Here is a 19,366-nt window from a genome sequence, read left to right on the forward strand (position 1 = left end):
CCAACATGTCAGGTCAAGGCAAGTTCAAGAAACAACTTTCACTGATGGACCTCACCTTTATCGGGCTGGGTGCCATCTTCGGTTCGGGCTGGTTATTCGCGGCCAGCCACGTGTCTGCCATCGCAGGCCCGGCCGGGATTTTTTCCTGGTTGCTCGGCGGTTTTGCCGTGTTGTTGCTCGGCATTGTGTACTGCGAACTGGGGGCCGCGTTGCCTCGTGCCGGTGGCGTGGTGCGCTACCCGGTCTACTCCCACGGCCCGTTGCTGGGCTACCTGATGGGCTTTATCACGCTGATCGCGTTTTCAAGCCTGGTAGCGATTGAAGTGGTCGCCTCGCGCCAATACGCAGCGGCGTGGTTCCCCGAGCTGACCAAGGCCGGTTCCAGTGACCCGACCACCCTCGGCTGGCTGGTGCAGTTCGCCCTGCTCTGCCTGTTTTTCATCCTCAACTACCGCAGCGTCAAGACCTTCGCCATCGCCAACAACCTGGTGAGCGTGTTCAAGTTCATCGTGCCGTTGCTGGTGATTGGCGTGCTGTTCACCTTCTTCAAGCCGGCGAACTTCCAGGTCCACGGTTTTGCGCCGTTCGGCCTGTCGGGGATTGAAATGGCGGTCTCGGCCGGTGGCGTCATCTTCGCCTACCTGGGGCTGACGCCAATCATCTCGGTGGCCAGCGAAGTGAAGAACCCGCAACGCACCATTCCCATCGCCCTGATCCTGTCGGTACTGCTGTCCACCGCCATCTACGTGCTGCTGCAAACCGCCTTCCTCGGCGGCGTGCCCACCGAAATGCTCGCCAACGGCTGGGCCGGGATCAGCAAGGAACTGGCCCTGCCTTACCGCGACATTGCCCTGGCCCTGGGCGTGGGTTGGCTGGCCTACCTGGTGGTGGCCGATGCGGTGATCTCTCCCAGCGGCTGCGGCAACATCTACATGAATGCCACGCCGCGTGTGGTGTATGGCTGGGCGCAGACCGGCACGTTCTTCAAAATCTTCACGCGTATCGATGAGAAATCCGGCATCCCGCGCCCGGCGCTGTGGCTGACCTTCGGCCTGTCAGTGTTCTGGACCCTGCCGTTCCCGTCCTGGGAAGCGCTGATCAACGTGGTGTCAGCCGCGCTGATCCTGAGCTACGCCGTGGCCCCGGTCACCGTCGCCGCCCTACGCCGCAACGCCCCGGGCATGGCGCGCCCGTTTCGGGTCAAGGGCCTGGGCGTGCTCGGCCCGCTGTCGTTCATCATCGCCGCGTTGATCGTGTACTGGTCGGGCTGGAGCACCGTGTCCTGGCTGCTCGGCCTGCAGATCCTGATGTTCGTGGTGTACCTGTTGTGCGCGCGCTGGGTGCCCACCGCCCACCTGAATCTCAAGCAACAAGTGCGCTCGTCGGCCTGGCTGATCGGCTTTTACGCGGTGACCATCCTGCTGTCCAAGCTCGGCAGTTTTGGTGGCATCGGCGTAATCAGCCATCCGTTTGACACGGTGGTCGTCGCGGTCTGCGCCTTGGGCATCTATTACTGGGGCGCGGCTACGGGTGTGCCGGCGCACCTGGTACGCCTGGAAACCGAAGACGACGAAAGCGAAGCCGTCAGCGAAACCCCTTACAGCGCCCCACTGTCCCCGGCCACCCATTGATGGAGCGTTCTATGAAACGGCTGCACGTTATCGACTCCCACACCGGTGGTGAACCCACGCGCCTGGTGATGAACGGGTTCCCCGAACTCACCGGCGCGACCATCACCGACCAACTGCACAACCTGCGCACCCAGCACGATCAATGGCGCCGTGCCTGCCTGCTGGAACCGCGTGGCAATGACGTACTGGTGGGGGCGCTGTACTGCGAACCCGTCACGCCCGGGGCGACCTGCGGGGTGATCTTCTTCAACAACGCCGGTTACCTGGGCATGTGCGGCCACGGCACGATCGGCCTGGTTGCCTCGTTGCACCACTTGGGGCGCATCACGCCGGGGAATCACACGATTGATACGCCAGTGGGCCCGGTGACTGCCACCCTGCACGCCGACGGCGCCGTGACCCTGCGCAACGTGCCGGCCTACCGCTTGCGCCAACAGGTGGCGGTACAGGTTCCGGGCTACGGCGAGGTACTCGGGGATATTGCCTGGGGCGGCAACTGGTTTTTCCTGGTGTCGGGCCACGGCCAGTCCCTGCACATGGGCAATGTCGACGTTCTCACCGACTACACCTGGGCGATGCTCAAGGCCCTGGAAGACCAGGGCATCCACGGGGCGGACGGCGCACTGATCGACCACATCGAACTGTTCGCCGACGACGACCACGCCAACAGCCGCAACTTCGTGATGTGCCCTGGCAAAGCCTACGACCGCTCGCCGTGCGGCACCGGCACCAGCGCCAAGCTCGCCTGCCTGGCCGCCGACAGGAAATTGCAGCCCGGTGAAACCTGGGTACAAGCCAGCATCACCGGCAGCCAATTCGAAGGCCGTTATGAATGGGACGGCGAACACGTGCGCCCCTTCATCACCGGCCGCGCCTACATGACCGCCGACAGCACCCTGCTGATCGACGAGCAAGACCCTTTCGCCTGGGGCATCTGAGCCCCAGCCGTGTTTATCTGAACGTTGTAAGGAGCAAGAACAATGAGCGACAACATCTTCACCGGTTGCATCCCCGCGCTGATGACCCCGTGCACCGCCGACCGCCAGCCAGACTTCGACGCGCTGGTCGCCAAGGGCCGTGAACTGATCGACATCGGCATGAGCGCCGTGGTGTATTGCGGCTCCATGGGTGACTGGCCGTTGCTCACCGAAGCCCAACGCCAGGAAGGCGTGGCGCGCCTGGTTGCGGCCGGCGTACCGACTATCGTCGGCACCGGCGCGGTGAACAGCCGTGAAGCCGTGGCCCACGCCGCCCATGCCGCCAAGGTCGGCGCCCACGGCTTGATGGTGATTCCACGGGTGCTGTCGCGGGGTGCTTCGGCCACCGCACAAAAGGCCCACTTTGCCGCGATCCTCAATGCCGCGCCTAACCTGCCGGCGGTGATCTACAACAGCCCGTACTACGGCTTCGCCACCCGCGCCGACCTGTTCTTCGAACTGCGCCGCGAACACCCTAACCTGATTGGCTTCAAGGAATTCGGCGGCGGTTCCGACCTGCGTTACGCCGCAGAGAACATCACCTCCCAGGACGATGCCGTGACCCTGATGGTCGGCGTCGATACCCAAGTGGTGCACGGTTTCGTCAACTGCAACGCCACCGGCGCCATCACCGGCATCGGCAATGCGCTGCCACGAGAAGTGCTGCACCTGGTGGCGCTGAGCAAAAAAGCCGCCAAGGGCGACGCCAAGGCCCGTCGCCTGGCCCGTGAACTGGAAGCGGCGCTGGCAGTGCTGTCGTCCTTCGACGAAGGCTGCGACCTGGTGCTGTATTACAAGCACTTGATGGTGCTCAACGGCGACCAGGGCTACGCGCTGCATTTCAACGAGACCGACGTGCTCAGCGACGCCCAGCGCCGCTATGCCGAGCAGCAATACGCGCTGTTCCGCCAGTGGTACGCCAACTGGTCGGCCGAACAAAACGTAGCCTGACCCTGCGCGCCGCTGTGGTTCTCACAGCGGCCCACCCTCTTTTTTCCAGGACGACCCCATGACTCTGACGGGCAAGATGCTGATCGGTCAGCACTCACTCTCTGGCAATCGCGAAGCGATCCGGGCCATCAACCCCGCCACCGACACAGCGTTGGAACCGGCCTACGCCGGTGGCAACGGCGAGCATGTCGCTCAAGCCTGCGCCTTGGCCTGGGCCGCTTTTGACACTTACCGTGAAACCTCCCTGGCGGACCGCGCGACGTTTCTTGAAACCATCGCTGACAAGATCGAAGCCTTGGGCGATGAGCTGATTGAACGCGCCGTGGCCGAAACCGGCCTGCCGCGCCCGCGCATTCTCGGTGAGCGCGGCCGGACCTGCGGGCAACTGCGCACTTTTGCCCGTACCGTGCGCGCCGGTGAATGGCTGGACGTGCGCGTCGACACCGCACAACCCGAGCGCCAGCCCCTGCCCCGTGCAGACCTGCGCCAACGCCATGTGCCGTTGGGCCCGGTGGCGGTGTTTGGCGCCAGCAATTTCCCGCTGGCCTTTTCCGTAGCAGGCGGCGATACGGCGTCGGCACTCGCCGCGGGTTGCCCGGTGATCGTCAAGGCCCATGGTGCACACCCGGGCACCAGTGAGCTGGTGGGGCGCGCGGTGGCCCAGGCGGTCAATCAGTGCGGACTGCCAGACGGTGTGTTTTCGCTGCTGTACGGCTCAGGCCGTGAGGTGGGCATTGCGCTGGTGACTGACCCGCGTATCAAGGCGGTCGGGTTTACCGGTTCGCGCAGCGGTGGCGTTGCCTTGACCCAGGCGGCACAGGCACGGCCGGAGCCGATTCCGGTGTATGCCGAAATGAGTTCGATCAACCCTGTGTACCTGTTTGCTGCGGCACTTGAAGCGCGGGCTGAAGGTTTGGCCCAAGGGTTTGTCACCTCGCTGACCCAGGGCGCCGGGCAGTTTTGCACCAACCCCGGCCTGGTGATTGCCATCGCTGGAACCGGATTGGATCGCTTCATCGGCGCGGCCGGTGAACACCTCGCACAGTGCGCCGCCCAGACCATGCTCACGCCCGGCATTTTCAGCGCTTACCAAACGGGCGTCGGCGGCTTGGCAGCCCATGCCAACGTTGTCGCCAAAGGCCTGGAAGCCCAGGGACCGAACCAGGGCCAAGCCCATCTGTTCGTCACCCAGGCCAAGGCGTTTTTGACCAACACGCACCTGCAAGCTGAAGTATTCGGCGCGGCCTCGCTGGTGGTGATCTGCACAAGCGAAGCTGAAGTACGCGAGGTTTCCGAACACCTCGAAGGCCAACTCACGGCCACCTTGCACCTGGATGAGGCTGACTTGCCCTGCGCCAAGGCATTGCTCCCGGTGCTGGAGCGCAAGGCCGGACGCTTGCTGGTCAACGGTTGGCCGACGGGGGTGGAAGTGTGTGACGCCATGGTCCACGGCGGGCCGTTCCCAGCCACCTCCGACTCGCGCAGCACCTCGGTCGGCACGGCGGCAATCCTGCGGTTCCTGCGCCCGGTGTGCTACCAGGACTTCCCCGACACCCTGCTGCCCGACGCCCTGCAACACGGCAACCCGCTGCTGTTGCGACGCTTGCTCAACGGCCAGAGAGAGGCCTAAACCATGCCCGACTCCCACCGCGCAGACATCGCCGTTGTTGGCGCCGGCATCATCGGCGTCGCCTCTGCCCTGCAATTGGCGCGTCAGGGCCTGCGCGTCGTTGTGATAGACCCGCAAGAACCGGGCATGGGCGCGTCCTACGGCAACGCCGGGCACCTGGCAACCGAGCAGGTGTTTCCCATCGCCGACGCATCGATCCTCAAGCGCCTGCCCGCCATGCTGCTGGACCCCATGGGCCCGCTGCGCCTGGACTGGAAATACCTGCCCCGCGCCCTGCCCTGGTTTGTGCGCCTGCTGCTCAACCTGCGCCCGACCAGCTACCGGCGTACCGTGGCGGGTATCCGCGCGCTGAACGAAGGCAGCCTGGGTGCCTGGCAACGTGTGTTGGGGTCTATCGGGCGCCCGCAGTTGTTGCGCGAAGACGGCTCGCTACTGGTGTATGAACGCGCCGACTCCCGTGCCGCCCTTGATGCGGTGCAGGTGCGCATGCAACAGCAAAACGTGCCGGTGGCCTACTGGCCTGGTGATGCTATCCGTGAAGCCGCGCCGCAATTGAGCGAGGGTATTCAAGGCGGGCTGTTCTTCCCCGCCACCGGGCATTTTCTCGACCCGTACCAGGTGGTGTGCGAGCTGGTCAGCGCCGCCAAAGCCGAGGGCGTGGAGTTTCTCAAGCAACGCGTCGTGGATGGCCAAGTGCACGCCGATGGCGTTTCGTTGGTTTGTGATCAAGGCACCTTCGCGGCCCGCCAGGTGCTGATCGCCTGCGGCGCCCATTCGGCCAGACTCACCGCGGCGCTGACGGGCAAGCACGTGCCGCTGGACACCGAGCGCGGTTACCACCTGATGCTGCCCCATGAACATCAACGCTTGCCGTTTGCCGTCACCTCCCTGGAACGCAAGTTCATCATGACGCCCATGGCCGGTGGCTTGCGCCTGGCCGGCACGGTGGAATTCGCCGGGCTGGAACGCCCGGCCAACATGCAACGCGCCTGGCAACTGCACCGCTTGAGCCAGGGCTTGTTCCGCGAAGACCTGAGCACCTGCGAAGCCACCCCCTGGATGGGCTTTCGGCCCTCCCTGCCGGACTCGCTGCCGATCATCGATCGAGTGTGCGACGGCAAGGTGCTGCTTGCGTTCGGGCATCAGCACCTGGGGTTGACGCAGGCGGCGGTGACGGCGGAGATGGTGGGGCAGTTGGTCTCAACAACCCCCTCAGCATCAAGCCTACCGGCCCTTGCGCCCTATCGGCTGGACCGATTCTGAGAAAACCTGCACCGGAGTCAAGGGCGAACACTGTACCTGTGGCGAGGGAGCTTGCTCCCTCGCCACAGATGAATTTCTATCCGTACTGCCGCTCAACTCATAGGCTTTAGCCCATTGCGATTTTTATCAATCTGCGCTCGACATCAGCATTCCTTGATAAAAAGCCCATCCAGGCAAACAGGGGCCATGCTACTTGACCAACCGTTTCTCCTTGGAGGGGCGATATCCGAAATACGCGCTGTAACACTTGCTGAAATGACTCGGCGACACAAACCCGCACGCCACCAGCACGTCCACCTGTGACAGCTCGGTGTGCTGCAACAGCCGCCGCGCCTCGGTGACCCGCAGTTCCATGTAATAGCGTTGCGGGGTGGTGCCCAGTTGCTCCTTGAACAACCGCTCCAACTGACGGCGCGAGCGACCGGCGTAGACCGCCAGTTGGTCCAGCTCCAGGGGTTCTTCGAGGTTGGAATCCATCAGCTTGACCACTTCACGCAGGGGCGCGCTGACGCACACGTTTTCGGTCGGCTTGATGCGCCGGTAGCGCGACTCTTCGAAGGACAGAATGTCTTCGATGCCTTCGACCAGCGCCTTGCCGTGCAGGCTCTTGATCCAGTCGAGCGCCATGTGGAAAGCGCCCGAAGGGCTGGAGGCCGTGAGGCGGTCGCGGTCGATCACGTAGGGTTCGCTGGTGACCTGCGCCGCCTTGGCCACTTCCGCCAGCGCCGGGCGGTGTTCGGGGTGGATGGCGCAGCGGTAGCCTTGCAGTAACCCGGCGCGGCCGAGGAACCAGGAGCCATTCCACAACCCGGCGAGGTTCACGCCGTGTTCGGCGGCGCTGCACAGCAACTGGTTGAACTCATCACTGGCCTTGAGCTCGGTGCGAAAACCGCCGCAGATCACCAGCAGGTCAAGGTCTTGCATCACTGCCGGTTCAAGGCGCGCATCCGGGCGGATCACCAGGCCCAGGTCGCTGATGACTTCGCCATCGCCCCAGCCGAAGGTGCGTGTGGCAAACAGTTGCGGGCGCAACAGGTTGGCGGTCACCAGGGTGTCGAGGGTCTGGGTGAAGGCCGGCAGGGAGAAATGTTCGAGCAACAAGAAGCCGACGCGGGTGGCCGGCGTCGGCTGTTGCGGGTTTTCATTCAGGTAGCGCAGGTTCTTGCCTTTCATGCCACCGCTGAATTGGCGTCTTTCCATCGAGGGTTGGCCCACTCTTATTGTTGATGCAGTGGGCGCTATCTTAGAGGATTGGCGAGCCAAAGCGGCTAAATCGTGGCATCCAGTTATCGAGGATCTTCGCGGAGGCCAGGATATGGTGCGCATGCCCGATCAACAGGCGGCGCGGCACAAAGCCGATGTAGCGTGAATCGGCGCTGTTGTCGCGGTTGTCGCCGAGCATGAAGTAGCTGTCGGCCGGCACCACCACCGGGCCGAAGTCCCGTGCGGCGCGCACGGCCGGCATGAACTGCACGGTGCGCCGGCTGCTGTTGGCCAGTTCAGTGAGCTTGATGCCCGGGATGGTCTGCCCCGGCCCCATGGGTTCGCTGATCGCCTGCTCATCCTGATAGATGGCCGGCACACCGTTGACCCACAGCACCTCGTCCTTCATTTGCAGGGTGTCGCCGGGGATGCCGACGATGCGCTTGATCAGGCGCTCGCCGTCCTTGGGCGAGGAAAACGTCACCACGTCGCCGCGTTGCGGGTTGGCCAACTCGGCCACGGAGATGTCCGTGAGCGGCAGCTTGAGGTCATAGGCCACGCGGTTGACCAACACCACATCGCCTTCCACCAGGGTCGGGCGCATGGAGCCGGAGGGGATCGGGTTCCAGTCGGCCAACGAGGTACGGAAGATGCCGAAGCACAGCCAAAAAATGATCGCGTAACGGTACTTGCTCAGCCAACGTCGCATACATCCTCGCTCTGCATCAATCGGCGTAGAGCCGTCTCTACGCCAGCCACGGTCACTTTTGGCAACAATCACTGCCCGGCATGAAGATTACATTAAGGCACAGGGTCAGGCGCGCCATGCACGGCATCAACGCCTGATCTTCATAAAGCCGGTGCTCTGCAAAGCCCTGTACTGAGCCCTCACAACCCCATCTGATACGGTTTTTTCTTTTGCATCTGCGTCTGTATCGAAATCTGCCCCGGGCGGACAATGGCGTCACTCCCGACACCCTTGTCGAGCACGGCAGGAATCTCCCTGCCGTCCCCTTCCCTTCGGAGGCCTTATGACCAAGATGGCACTTTTCCTGTTCGGCTTTCTGGTGCTGACCATCGGCATCGGCCTGCTGGCAACCATCTCCCCGGTTTAAGCAGTAGTCAGCGGAACGTCACCATTTCGAAATCTGCCGAGGTACCCGCGGCCTGCGCCGCCAGGTCGCTGATCGCAATCGTGCGCACCTGCACACCCTCGTTCCAGGGGTTGGTGTAACTGAGCTGGCCGCTCGCCGGGTCGATATGAATGATCGCAAAGGCATGCCCGTCGCCTTTGGACCAATCCCCATTACGCGCCGGTTTGCCGCCGAACACGATGGCCGCCCGGCTGCCCACCACACTCGCGTGGCTCAGCAGAAACTGGGTGATGTCCTGGGGTGAACTGTGGGCATCGGCCAGGCGCTGGTGATCACCGTATTGGCCGGCCAGCAGCTCCATGACCTTGTTGGTTGGCAGCGAGCCCTTGGCCGGGTCGAGGTGGAAGTACTGGAACATCGCCCCTACCACCGCCGCAGCGGGCGCGTCGCCCTTGCCGTACTGGTCGAGGTCGGCGGCTAGCAGGTGGAACACCGTTGAAGGCGCGCCCGGCAGGCTCACATTAAAACTGCCGTCCGTATTGAGCGTGACACCGCGTTGCAGGATCTGCGCGCCCATCTGGGTGTTGGAGAACGCCTTGACCACCGAAATGCCCACGCAGTCGCCTTCGCTGGTCTGGTTCAGATGGGTGCCGATCGGCTCGGCGATGGGGTTACCGGCCAGGGCCGGCTTCCAGGGGCCGGCGTCGATCACGCTGCCCTTGGCATCACGCTGCAACGCGCGAATGCTGCCGTCGGCGCTGTAGCTGCCGTCGCTCAGGGAGGCGACGATGTTCTTCACGTCGGTGTTGAGGTTGTCACGCGCACCGCCATCGCGCTGCATCGTCGCCTGGAACGCCTGGGCGGCCGTGGTGATGCGTTGACGGGTGTCGGCATCCGGCCGGCCACCGCGGCTGCGGTCAAGCTCGGTGAGTAATTGGTGGTAGGTGGTTTCGATGGCGCGGATGCCGACGAGGTTGTCGGCATGGGCGGCGACGGACGCCGCCATGAGCACAGCAAGGACGAGGGGACGCTTCACGCTCGGGTTTCTCATAGAAGGATTCTGAAGCGATACTTCGAACCCGACGCCCGTTCAATCGCTTCGTGCCGCAACATCCCGTAGCAGGCCTGACATGCAGCGCCGAGCATGCAGTAGCCCATCAAACCCCGTCAATGGCGGCACGCGGCTATATCAGCTGGCAACCAGCATCGGGTACAACGACACCACCAACAGCCCCGCCATCGACCAGTTGAACAGCCGCAGCCAGCGCGGTTCGCGCAGCACATTGCGCAGCCCACTGCCACACACCACCCACACACAGACACTGGGCAAGTTGACCACGGCAAACACCAGGGCAATCACCAGCACATTGGTCACGTAGCCCTCGGCCGGCGTGTAGGTGGTGATCGCCCCCAACGCCATGATCCACGCCTTGGGGTTGACCCACTGAAAGGCTGCGGCGCCCAGGAATGTCATCGGCTTGCCCTGTGCATCACTGCCCTCGGACATGCCCCCGGCGTTGGCGATTTTCCACGCCAGGTACAGCAAGTACGCGGCGCCGGCATAGCGCAATATGCTGTAGGCCCATGGGAAGACCTTGAACACCTCACCCAGCCCCAGCCCGACCGAAATCACCAACAGCATGAACCCCACGCTGATCCCCAGCGCGTGAGGCATGGAACGACGAAAACCGAAGTTCACCCCCGACGCCAGCAACATGGTGTTGTTGGGCCCCGGCGTGATCGACGACACAAAGGCGAACAGCACAAAGGCCGACAACAGGCTGGTAGACATGAACATGGCGCGGCATCCAAGCGAAGAGGTATGCCTGCGACAGTAGTGGTTTCTGGATCCAACCGCCCCGTACAGCTAAGGGCGGATCGAGGAATACACTTTGGCGCGGTCGAGAAACTGGCGACAGTGCGCCGCGGTTTGCTCGGTGCACTCGATCATCGGCAGGTGGCCGATGCCGTCGAGGATCTCAAGGTGCGCATGGGGAATGCCCGCCAGCCAGGTGTGCGCGCTGGCCACCGGCACCATGCGGTCTTCGCGCCCCCACAGGATCAGGCTGGGCACCCGCACTTGTGGCAGCCAGGGTTCCAGGCGTGGGCTGTCGGAGAAGTTGGCGAAGATCTCGGTCAAGGCCTCGCGACGGCGGATGTAGGTATGTGCTTCGGCGGCCAGCAGCACTTCAGGAATGTAGGGTGGCGCGGCCATGGTCATGGCGAAAAAGCGATCGAACTGTGCCCGTGAATGAATCAGGAACGGGTTGTCGCCGCGGTTGACCAGTTCTTCCACTTCGTTGGGTTGCGGCAAGTGCACACCGGCTGCACCGATCAGCCCCAGGGAAAGCACCCGCTGCGGGTAATGGGTCGCCAGCCAGGTGGCGACATACGCCCCCATGGAACTGCCGATCACATGCACCTTGTCGACCTCGCACGCATCCAGCAACGCCACCATGCGCCGCGCCTGGGCCGCGATGCTGTAGTCGCCGCCCGCCACAAACGCATTTTTACCGTGGCCGGCGAGGTCCGGGATCAGCAGCCGGTAGTCGTCGACAAAGTGCCGGGCAAACCCCAGCCACACGCCTTTGTCGGCACTGAACCCATGCAGCAGCAACAGGGCTGGCGCGTGGCGCTCCCCCCCCTGGTAAGTGGCCAGGGTCATGCCCTTGATCGGCACGGTGATCGCCCTGAGCCGGGAGCGCCGCGATTCGACACGGGCGATGACTTCGAACAGCACATCCCCCACTCGTGGGTACGTCCACCACACGCACGCGGCAACGATGGCAAGCACAGCAACCACGACAAGCATCAAGGCATCTCCGACAGCGAGGTGAATAAACGGATGGCCGGCAATCGCGGGCGCACTGCAATTGGATTGCCTTCACTGATCGGTATACTTGCGCACTTCGCTTGAATCGGCGCTGAACACATCACGAAAGGAAGAAAGATGGGTAAACGGTTCCCGACCAACCTCGCGGGAACCGTTTATCAGGCCTGACAGCGCCCGTCACTCAGTTCTGCGGCCGTTGCTTGGTCGAATCCAGCTCGGCTTTCTTGGCGGTGCTGATTTCGGTGATCTGCGCCGACTTGGCGATCGCCAGGTCAAACGTGTCCTGCATCTTGGCGATGGCATCGGTCGAGGTGCCGTTCAGGCCACCGTTGGCTGCCCAATCGAAGTTCCACACGCCGGACAGGTTGTCGGCGCCCGCCACGTCGTGGGTTTCGATGGCGGTGAATACGTCCGGATGACGCTCCATGTACTTGGCCGCATCGGACACATTGGCGGGCACCTTGCCCGAAGCATTGTTAGCGAGCTGTGTCAGCTCTTGCTTGGTAATGGCCGACTTGCCCGACTGGCGCATGTAGTCGGCAATCACCTTGCTGGACTTGGCGATGTTCAACTTGTCATCGAACGAGGACGGTGAAGACTTTGGCGTGCTCGGCCCGCCGGTCGCGGGCGTTACGGTAGTAGACATCGGCGCTGCTCCCTCAATGAAACGAATGAAATCGTCGTGCTGACGATACCCCGTCGCGGACGGTAGCATGGGCAATGGGCCATTAATCACCCGCTTCACAACAATTCACAAGAACCGGAATATTTCGCGGGCAGCGGCCGACATTCAGCCGCTCCCCTGCCCGTCAATCCTCAGGCAACTGCCGAAGTCGCCACAAAATGGCCGGGGCTGACTTCCCGATAGCTCATGCCCTGCGCACGGTGATTCACACCGTAGATACGGCTCGGCACCGCCTCCTCCATCAGGCTGAAGGGCGTCCTGACCGCATTGAGGTCTGCCGACGGCACGGCGCTCAGCAATTTTTGCGTGTAGGCGTGCTGCGGGTTCTCGAACACGTCACGGCGCGGGCCGATTTCGACGATGCGCCCGTGGTACATCACACCCACCCGATGGCTGACGCGCTCCACCACCGCCAGGTCGTGGGAGATAAACAGAAACGCAATGCCCATGTCCCGTTGCAGGTCCTGCAGCAGGTTGATCACCTGGGCCTGGATCGACACGTCCAGCGCCGACACCGCCTCATCGGCGATGATCAGCTTGGGCGACAGGGTCAGCGCCCGCGCAATGCAAATACGTTGACGCTGCCCACCCGAGAACTCGTGGGGATAGCGTTGGGCATGCTCGGCCGACAGCCCGACCCGCTCCAGTAAATCGCGCACGATCTTGCGCGCAGCCTCGCCTTGGGCTATCCGGTGCACCAGCAGCGGTTCCAGCAGGCTGTCCTCGATGGTCAGGCGCGGGTTCAACGACGCATAGGGGTCCTGGAACACCATCTGGATATCCCGGCGCAGGCGCTGCATGCCGCTTTTGCTCAGGGTGGCGAGGTTCTGGCCGCCGAACCGGATATCCCCGCCCTGGATCGGCATCAATCCGGCTACCGCACGGGCGCTGGTGGACTTGCCACACCCGGACTCGCCCACCAGGGCCAGGGTTTCTCCCGGATAGATATCGAAGTCGATCCCTTCGACCGCATGCACCCGGCGCTGGACCTTGCCCAGCAGCCCGCCCTTGAGGTCGTAGCGGATGGACAGCGCCTTCACGCTGAGGATCGGCGCATCGGCGTAGTCAGGCGCCTGCTGCGGCAATGCCTGGGTTTGCTCGGTGCTGTCCTCGATCAGTGCAAACTTGGCCGGCAACGACGTGCCGCGCATCGAGCCGATCCTCGGCACCGCCGCCAGCAATGCCTGGGTGTAAGGCTGCCGGGGCGCCAGCAATACCTCGCGGGCCGCGCCGTGTTCGACGGTCTCGCCCTTCTTCATCACCATCACCTGATCGGCCACTTCGGCCACCACGCCCATGTCATGGGTGATAAAGATCACGCCCATGGCCAGGTCCCCTTGCAGTTCCTTGATGATCCGCAGGATCTGCGCCTGCACCGTGACGTCCAGCGCGGTGGTCGGTTCGTCGGCGATCAACAACGTCGGCTCACACACCAACGACATGGCGATCATGATGCGCTGGCGCATGCCGCCCGACAGTTCGTGGGGATAGCGGCCCATGACCTGCCGGGCATCGGGGATGCGCACCAGGTCGAGCATGCGCAAGGCCTGCGTCTCGGCCTCCGCACGGCTGCAGCGTTTGTGCAGCACGATGGCTTCGGTGAGCTGGGCGCTGATCTTGAACACCGGGTTGAGCGAGGTCATCGGCTCCTGGAAGATCATCGACATGGCCGCCCCCCGCAGGCGACGCAGCACCGACTCGGGGGCGTTGACCAGGTCGATGATCGCGTTGCTGCGCGTGTGCAACTCCATCGAGCCGGACAACACGCGGCCACCGGCGCGCTTGACCAGGCCCATCATGGCCATCGATGTAACGGACTTGCCCGAGCCGGACTCGCCGACGATGGCCAGGGTTTGGCCACGCATCACCTCGAAGGACACATCGCGCACCACGGCGGACTCACTGCCCCGCGGCCCGAACCCGACACTCAGGTTACGCACACGGGCTACCAGATTCTGTTCCATGCCTGCTCCTTTAATCGACGATGCGCGATACGGCGGCATCCAGGTCGGCACGCGAACGAGCGACGTGTTGCCGGTGCTGGGCGACCCAGTCACGGTCCTGCTGCAGCTCGCTTCTCGCGACCGCCAGCAGGCGGGTGACTTCACCGGGGCCGACGCCACCGGTGGAGGTACGCGTTTCGACAAAGCGCCGAGGGTTCAGGGCATCACGGACCTGCTCATCGGAATAGCCCAGCGTGGAGCCGATGGTTTCCAACGCCGCGTCATCCAGCGCCGCCCCCGTGACAGTGCCCGGAGCGACACCCGCCACCAGGCAGTTGCGCACCAGCCGCGCCACCACGTGATGCACCTGGCGGAACGAGACACCGCGCTCACGCACAATCACATCGGCCAGGTTACTGGCCGTGCACCAACTGCCGGACAACAGCTCGGCCATGCGGTCTTCGTGCACCACCAAGGTTTCGATGATGCCGGTGAACAGGTCCAGCATGCCTTCGGTGGTGGCAAGGGCGTCGTGGATCAACGGCAGGTCGCGCATGGCCTGGTCGCCGGTGCCTTCGGAGCGAAAGGTGGCCAGCGCGGTGCTGAGCCAGGTCACCGACCCCCCTGCGGCTTTTTTGATGGTCTCCAGGCCGCTGGGGTTTTTCTTTTGCGGGAAAATACTGCTGGTGCCGCAGTAACCGTCGTGGCTTTCCACCGTCGCGAACTCGACGCTGGACCAGATATGCAGGTCGGTCGCCAGGTCATTCAGATCGGCCATGACAAAGGACAAAGCGCCGATGGTTTCAGCCGCATACCAGGCTTCGCGGCCCAGCTTGGAGTTTTCCACCAGGCTGTCGAAACCCAGCAAGTGCGTAGTGCGTTCACGGTCCAGCGGCCAGGATGTGCCCGCCAGGCCTACCGCGCCCAACGGGTTGCGGTTGACCCGGGTATAGGCGTGCATCAACCGGCTGAAGCTGTCATGCAGGCGCGAGGTGAAACTCAGCAGGTAGTGGCCGAACACCCAGGGCTGGGCGTGCTGCATGTGGGTGTAGCCGGGCATGATGGTGCCGGCGTGCTGCGCGGCTTTCTCGATCAGGGCCACCTGGAATTCATTGATACGCTCGAGCACTGCCAGGATGCGCGTGCGGTCATACAGCCGACGCACCGTCGCGCCCTGATCGATACGGCTACGGCCGGTGTGCATCTGGCCGGCGGAGTCTTCGCCGATCCTGGCGAACAGGTAAGACTCGACTTGCAGCAGGAAGCTGCCTTTCTTCACATCGAAGGGGAAATCTGCGGGAGACATCCCCCGTATCCGGCGCAACTCGGCGAGGATGGCCTGCCCAACCGGCCGCGACAGGATGTCCTGTTCGACCAGCATCACCGTGTGGGCCAGGTCGACTTCGATGAATTCGTGGAACTGGCGCTTCTCGGTCTCCAGCGCCGGAATGTCGTGGTACTTGACCATACGGTCGGCCGGGGGCGCGCTCAAACGGGCGTCGGTCAACAAGGTTTCGCTGGCATGTGCATTAGACATTTTCAATCACCGCTCACTGAATTCTACATTCTTGAAATCGAGAGTCCCTTCGTAATCCACGTCGAGACCGTTCAAACCTTTGCGCAAACCCATCACTTGTTCCTGATCGAACAGCGGCAGGTTGTCGGGGTCCTTTTCCCACAAGATCTGCTGGATCTGGCCGTAATAGGCCATGCGTTTCTGCTGATCCAGCTCGCGTGCGGCCAGCTGGAGCAGCGTGTCCACCTCGGGGTTGCTGTAGCCGGTGAGGTTTTGCGGGTCACCGCTGGACAGCTTGCGGCGCAGGCGAATATCGGCGTCCGACAGCCCGGTGCCGAGCAACCACATGTTCGCGTCGTTGGAGCCTTTGCCGGTGCCTTTACCGGGCTCCTGGCGATACAGGTTTTTCTGGTACGTAGCCCATTCCCACACTTTGAACTCGGTTTTCAGGCCCACGGCATTCAGGTAGCCCTGCACCACCTCGGCGACCTGGCGGTCCTTGGTGTAGCGTCCGGCCGGGGTCCACAGCACCACCGTGCCGGGGTACCCGCCCGGGTACACCTCATTGATGATCTGCCTGGCTTTCTGCGGGTCGTACTGCGCTGGCGCGAACGCACGGCGTGCTTGTGTGCCTTCTGGGAATGGACCTGTGGGCACCTTGCCGTAGCCCAGCAGCACCTTGTTGACCAAGGCCTGGCGGTCAATGGCCAGGCTGACCGCACGGCGAATGCGCGAGTCGTCAAAGGGCGGCTTCGTCAGGTTCATTTCAAAGAACACCTGGAAGGTGCTGGGCACGCGCAGCAATGTGGACGTGTTCAGCGCCTTCAATTCCATTGCGGCTTCGGGTGACAGGTTGGCGGCGATGTCGGCGTTTTGGGTGCGCAGTTCGATCACCCGCGAAGCGTCTTCCTTGACCGGGCGGAACACGATCCTCGACGGCTTGCCGGGCTCGCCAAAAAAGGCGTTGTTGCGCTCGATCACCGCCTGGTCATTGGGTATCCAGCTGTCGAAGACATAAGGCCCCGTGCCGACCGGGTGATGCCCGTAGGCCCTGCCGTACTTGGCCACCGCCGCCGGGCTGCTGATGGACGAGGATTGCTTGGCGAGCAACTCCAGCATGGTGGGTGACGGATGCTGCGTGGTGATCCGCAACTCATAGGGCGCGATCGCCTCCACTGCCACGATGTCGGCATAGTAGGAACGGTGGGGCGAACCGAGCTTGGGGTCGCGAATCCGGTCAAGGTTGTATTTTACAGCCTGGGCATTGAAGTCGGTGCCGTCATGAAACTTGACGCCTTGGCGCAGTACGAACGTCCATTGCTTGCCGTCGTCGGTCCTCGACCAGGACTGCGCCAGGTCAGGCATGAAACGTTCATGGTCGTGCCCTTCCCACGCGACCAGACGGTTGAAGACATGATCGATCACGTTGTAGGACGGCACGCTGCGCGAGATCGCCGGGTCCAGGGTGTCGATATCCGAGCCCTGCACGAAGGTGATCTGGCCTTGCTCTTTTGCCTGGGCAAGCGCGGCGTTGCCTGTCGACAGTGCCAGCACGTTGAATGCAAGCAGGCTGCCGATCAGCGCTGCCAGGAGTTTTAAACGCCCCATCAGTGTTCTCGCTGAAAAATGGGTGAGTGTTCGGGTGCAGGCACCGCGCCGATCGCCGTCACGCATTGCGTGACTTGGGATCGATGTAATCGCGCAGTGCGTCGCCCACAATGTTGAAGCTCAAGATGGTCAGGACCAGGGCGCACCCCGGCGCCAGCAGGATGTAAGGGTGGGTGGTCAGCAATGGCCGTGACTCGGCAATCATCGAACCCCACTCCGGCGTCGGCGGTGGCGGGCCCAGGCCCAGGAAGCTAAGCCCGGAGCCGATCAGGATGGCTTCGGCCAGCGACACGGTGGCCTGGATGATTACCAGCGAGCCGATGTTGGGCAGGATGTGCACCCACAACAGGCGCAGGTCGCTGACACCAATCGACTTGGAGGCCAGCACGAACTCGCGGTTTCTCAAGGCTGCCACCGGCCCGGCGAAGAAGCGGACGTAGATGGGAATGCTGGAGATGGCAATGGCCAGCGTCAGGCTGAGGATGCTGTTGCCCGCCACGGTGATCACCAGAATGGCCACCAGCGTGCGGGGGAAGGCGATCATGGCGTCCATGACACGCATCACCAGGCTGGCCAAGGTGCCGTTGTAGTAACCGCACGCCGCGCCCACCGCGACCCCAATCGCCATGGCGATGGCCACGCTGGACAGCGCAACAGTCAAGGTAATGCGCGCGCCCCACAGCACACGGCCGAGCAAGTCACGGCCCATCTGGTCGGTGCCGAACAGAAAGTCGCTGCCGGGGCTGACCAGAGAGCGGGACAAGTTGATCTTGGTCACCGCATCCCAGTCAAAAAACAACGGTGCGCACACCGCAGCGGCGGTCATGATCACAATCACGACCAATGCACTGAAGGCGAACCAGCGCTTATGGGAAACAAGGAAACGGACAAACCCAGGCCGACGCTTCTTGGAAGTAAGCATACTGGCCTCAGTTGTAGGTGATGCGAGGGTCGAGGACGCCATAGACCAAGTCCACCATTAAGTTGATGATGACAACCAAGGCGGCAAATACCAGTACCGTGCCTTGAACCACATAAATATCGCGCGCCATGATTGCATCAATTAAAAAACGCCCCATGCCTGGCCACGCAAAGACTGTTTCGACAATAACGGCACCGCCTAACAAGCGGCCAAAGTCCATACCAAATACAGTGACCAAGGGAATTGCCGCATTGGAAAGTGCATGTTTGATCACGACTTTATAACGGGGTACGCCTTTGGCGTAGGCCGTGCGTATATAGTCTTCCTGCAATACGTCCATCAGGGTGGAACGGGATAACCTGGAGAATGTCGCCACATACGGCAGGCCCAATGTCAGCGCTGGCAATACCAAGTGTTGCCATCCGCCGCGCCCCGTGGGCGGCAACCAGCCCAGGCTGGCGGAGAAGACCGACATCAGGATCAGCCCGAGGAAGAAACCGGGTACCGAAATGCCCAACACGGCGAATGTGGTCAGTGAGCTGTCCAGCAGGCCCCGAGGCCTCAGCGCGGCGATGATGCCCAGCGGCACGCCGATGATCACCGCCAGTAACATACCCGCAGCCGTCAGTTCCAGAGTGGCCGGGAGCGTTCTTGAGATGCCTTCCAGCACCGGCGTGAACGTCTGGAAGGATTCGCCAAAATCGCCGCTGACGACGTTCTTTATATAGATGAAGTATTGGTTGACGAGGGGTTTATCCAAGCCGTAGTTGATGCGTATCTGCGCTATATCCTCTTCCGTTGCATCCGGGCCTGCCGCTAGTTGCGCGGGATCGCCCGGAATAAAATGCATGACCAGGAATATCACCACGGACACACCTAATAGCATGGGAAAAAGGAGTAATAACCGACGCAAGGTGTAGTTCAGCACGTGGCATCCTCTTTTTTTATTTTACGATCACGCCGCCCAACAGTTTGACCGGGTTGCGATCGATTAAAATGACGCAACTAAATCATCGCCCCGTTACAACTTGATAGCAAACCGGCAACCTGTTGGACGCACATAACAAAATGTTATACGCTCAAAAAAGTGCCTCTTTCCTGTTTACCACC

At 62.6% G+C, this 19,366-nt stretch carries 16 protein-coding genes; 5 read left to right on the top strand and 11 right to left on the bottom strand.

What is annotated here, in order from left to right:
* The first annotated feature begins 5 nt into the window (after nucleotides 1-5).
* The 5 genes from AC07SU_RS00890 to AC07SU_RS00910 are packed head-to-tail and all read left to right on the top strand — an operon-like array spanning nucleotide 6 to nucleotide 6,452.
* Nucleotides 6-1,631, top strand: coding sequence for an APC family permease (locus AC07SU_RS00890; RefSeq protein WP_176995975.1), 1,626 nt, complete (start codon nucleotides 6-8; stop codon nucleotides 1,629-1,631).
* Nucleotides 1,632-1,642: 11 nt separating this feature from the next.
* Nucleotides 1,643-2,569 carry a 4-hydroxyproline epimerase gene (locus tag AC07SU_RS00895; RefSeq protein ID WP_494995880.1) on the top strand — a complete coding sequence of 309 codons (927 nt, stop codon included), beginning with the start codon at nucleotides 1,643-1,645 and terminating at the stop codon, nucleotides 2,567-2,569.
* A 42-nt stretch (nucleotides 2,570-2,611) separates the two neighbouring features.
* Complete coding sequence (locus AC07SU_RS00900; protein WP_494995881.1) at nucleotides 2,612-3,559, top strand: dihydrodipicolinate synthase family protein; 948 nt, start codon at nucleotides 2,612-2,614, stop codon at nucleotides 3,557-3,559.
* Between the two features lie 58 nt (nucleotides 3,560-3,617).
* Complete coding sequence (locus AC07SU_RS00905; protein WP_494995882.1) at nucleotides 3,618-5,189, top strand: aldehyde dehydrogenase (NADP(+)); 1,572 nt, start codon at nucleotides 3,618-3,620, stop codon at nucleotides 5,187-5,189.
* A gap of 3 nt (nucleotides 5,190-5,192) precedes the next feature.
* The gene (locus AC07SU_RS00910) at nucleotides 5,193-6,452 is read left to right on the top strand and encodes an NAD(P)/FAD-dependent oxidoreductase (protein ID WP_494995883.1); all 1,260 of its coding nucleotides are present in this window, start codon (nucleotides 5,193-5,195) and stop codon (nucleotides 6,450-6,452) included.
* A gap of 189 nt (nucleotides 6,453-6,641) precedes the next feature.
* Here the strand turns inward: AC07SU_RS00910 and AC07SU_RS00915 are convergent, their stop codons facing one another.
* From AC07SU_RS00915 to AC07SU_RS00965, 11 genes are all read right to left on the bottom strand, one after another.
* Nucleotides 6,642-7,625: a GlxA family transcriptional regulator gene (locus tag AC07SU_RS00915; protein ID WP_494996017.1), complete on the bottom strand. Its 984-nt coding sequence runs from the start codon at nucleotides 7,623-7,625 to the stop codon at nucleotides 6,642-6,644.
* 70 nt (nucleotides 7,626-7,695) lie between these two features.
* Nucleotides 7,696-8,364, bottom strand: coding sequence for a signal peptidase I (gene lepB, locus AC07SU_RS00920; RefSeq protein WP_494995884.1), 669 nt, complete (start codon nucleotides 8,362-8,364; stop codon nucleotides 7,696-7,698).
* Between the two features lie 413 nt (nucleotides 8,365-8,777).
* The gene (locus AC07SU_RS00925; protein ID WP_494995885.1) at nucleotides 8,778-9,785 is read right to left on the bottom strand and encodes a hypothetical protein; all 1,008 of its coding nucleotides are present in this window, start codon (nucleotides 9,783-9,785) and stop codon (nucleotides 8,778-8,780) included.
* 153 nt (nucleotides 9,786-9,938) lie between these two features.
* On the bottom strand, nucleotides 9,939-10,547 hold the full coding sequence (locus tag AC07SU_RS00930; RefSeq protein ID WP_494995886.1) for a LysE family translocator: 609 nt from the start codon (nucleotides 10,545-10,547) through the stop codon (nucleotides 9,939-9,941).
* A gap of 69 nt (nucleotides 10,548-10,616) precedes the next feature.
* Entirely contained in the window at nucleotides 10,617-11,561 is a 945-nt protein-coding gene (locus AC07SU_RS00935; protein ID WP_494995887.1) for an alpha/beta fold hydrolase, read from the bottom strand.
* A gap of 202 nt (nucleotides 11,562-11,763) precedes the next feature.
* Complete coding sequence (locus tag AC07SU_RS00940) at nucleotides 11,764-12,228, bottom strand: hypothetical protein (protein ID WP_176995965.1); 465 nt, start codon at nucleotides 12,226-12,228, stop codon at nucleotides 11,764-11,766.
* 170 nt (nucleotides 12,229-12,398) lie between these two features.
* Nucleotides 12,399-14,231 (bottom strand): ABC transporter ATP-binding protein, encoded by a 1,833-nt coding sequence (locus AC07SU_RS00945; RefSeq protein WP_494995888.1) that lies wholly within the window; start codon nucleotides 14,229-14,231, stop codon nucleotides 12,399-12,401.
* Nucleotides 14,232-14,241: 10 nt separating this feature from the next.
* Nucleotides 14,242-15,747 (bottom strand): argininosuccinate lyase, encoded by a 1,506-nt coding sequence (argH, locus tag AC07SU_RS00950; protein WP_494995889.1) that lies wholly within the window; start codon nucleotides 15,745-15,747, stop codon nucleotides 14,242-14,244.
* Between the two features lie 6 nt (nucleotides 15,748-15,753).
* Nucleotides 15,754-17,334 carry an ABC transporter substrate-binding protein gene (locus AC07SU_RS00955; protein ID WP_494995890.1) on the bottom strand — a complete coding sequence of 527 codons (1,581 nt, stop codon included), beginning with the start codon at nucleotides 17,332-17,334 and terminating at the stop codon, nucleotides 15,754-15,756.
* Nucleotides 17,335-17,392: 58 nt separating this feature from the next.
* On the bottom strand, nucleotides 17,393-18,256 hold the full coding sequence (locus AC07SU_RS00960; protein WP_494995891.1) for an ABC transporter permease: 864 nt from the start codon (nucleotides 18,254-18,256) through the stop codon (nucleotides 17,393-17,395).
* A 7-nt stretch (nucleotides 18,257-18,263) separates the two neighbouring features.
* Entirely contained in the window at nucleotides 18,264-19,184 is a 921-nt protein-coding gene (locus AC07SU_RS00965) for an ABC transporter permease (protein ID WP_494995892.1), read from the bottom strand.
* Between the last annotated feature and the right edge of the window lie 182 nt (nucleotides 19,185-19,366).

The sequence above is a fragment of the Pseudomonas sp. GW821-FHT05H12 genome (genome assembly GCF_059419385.1).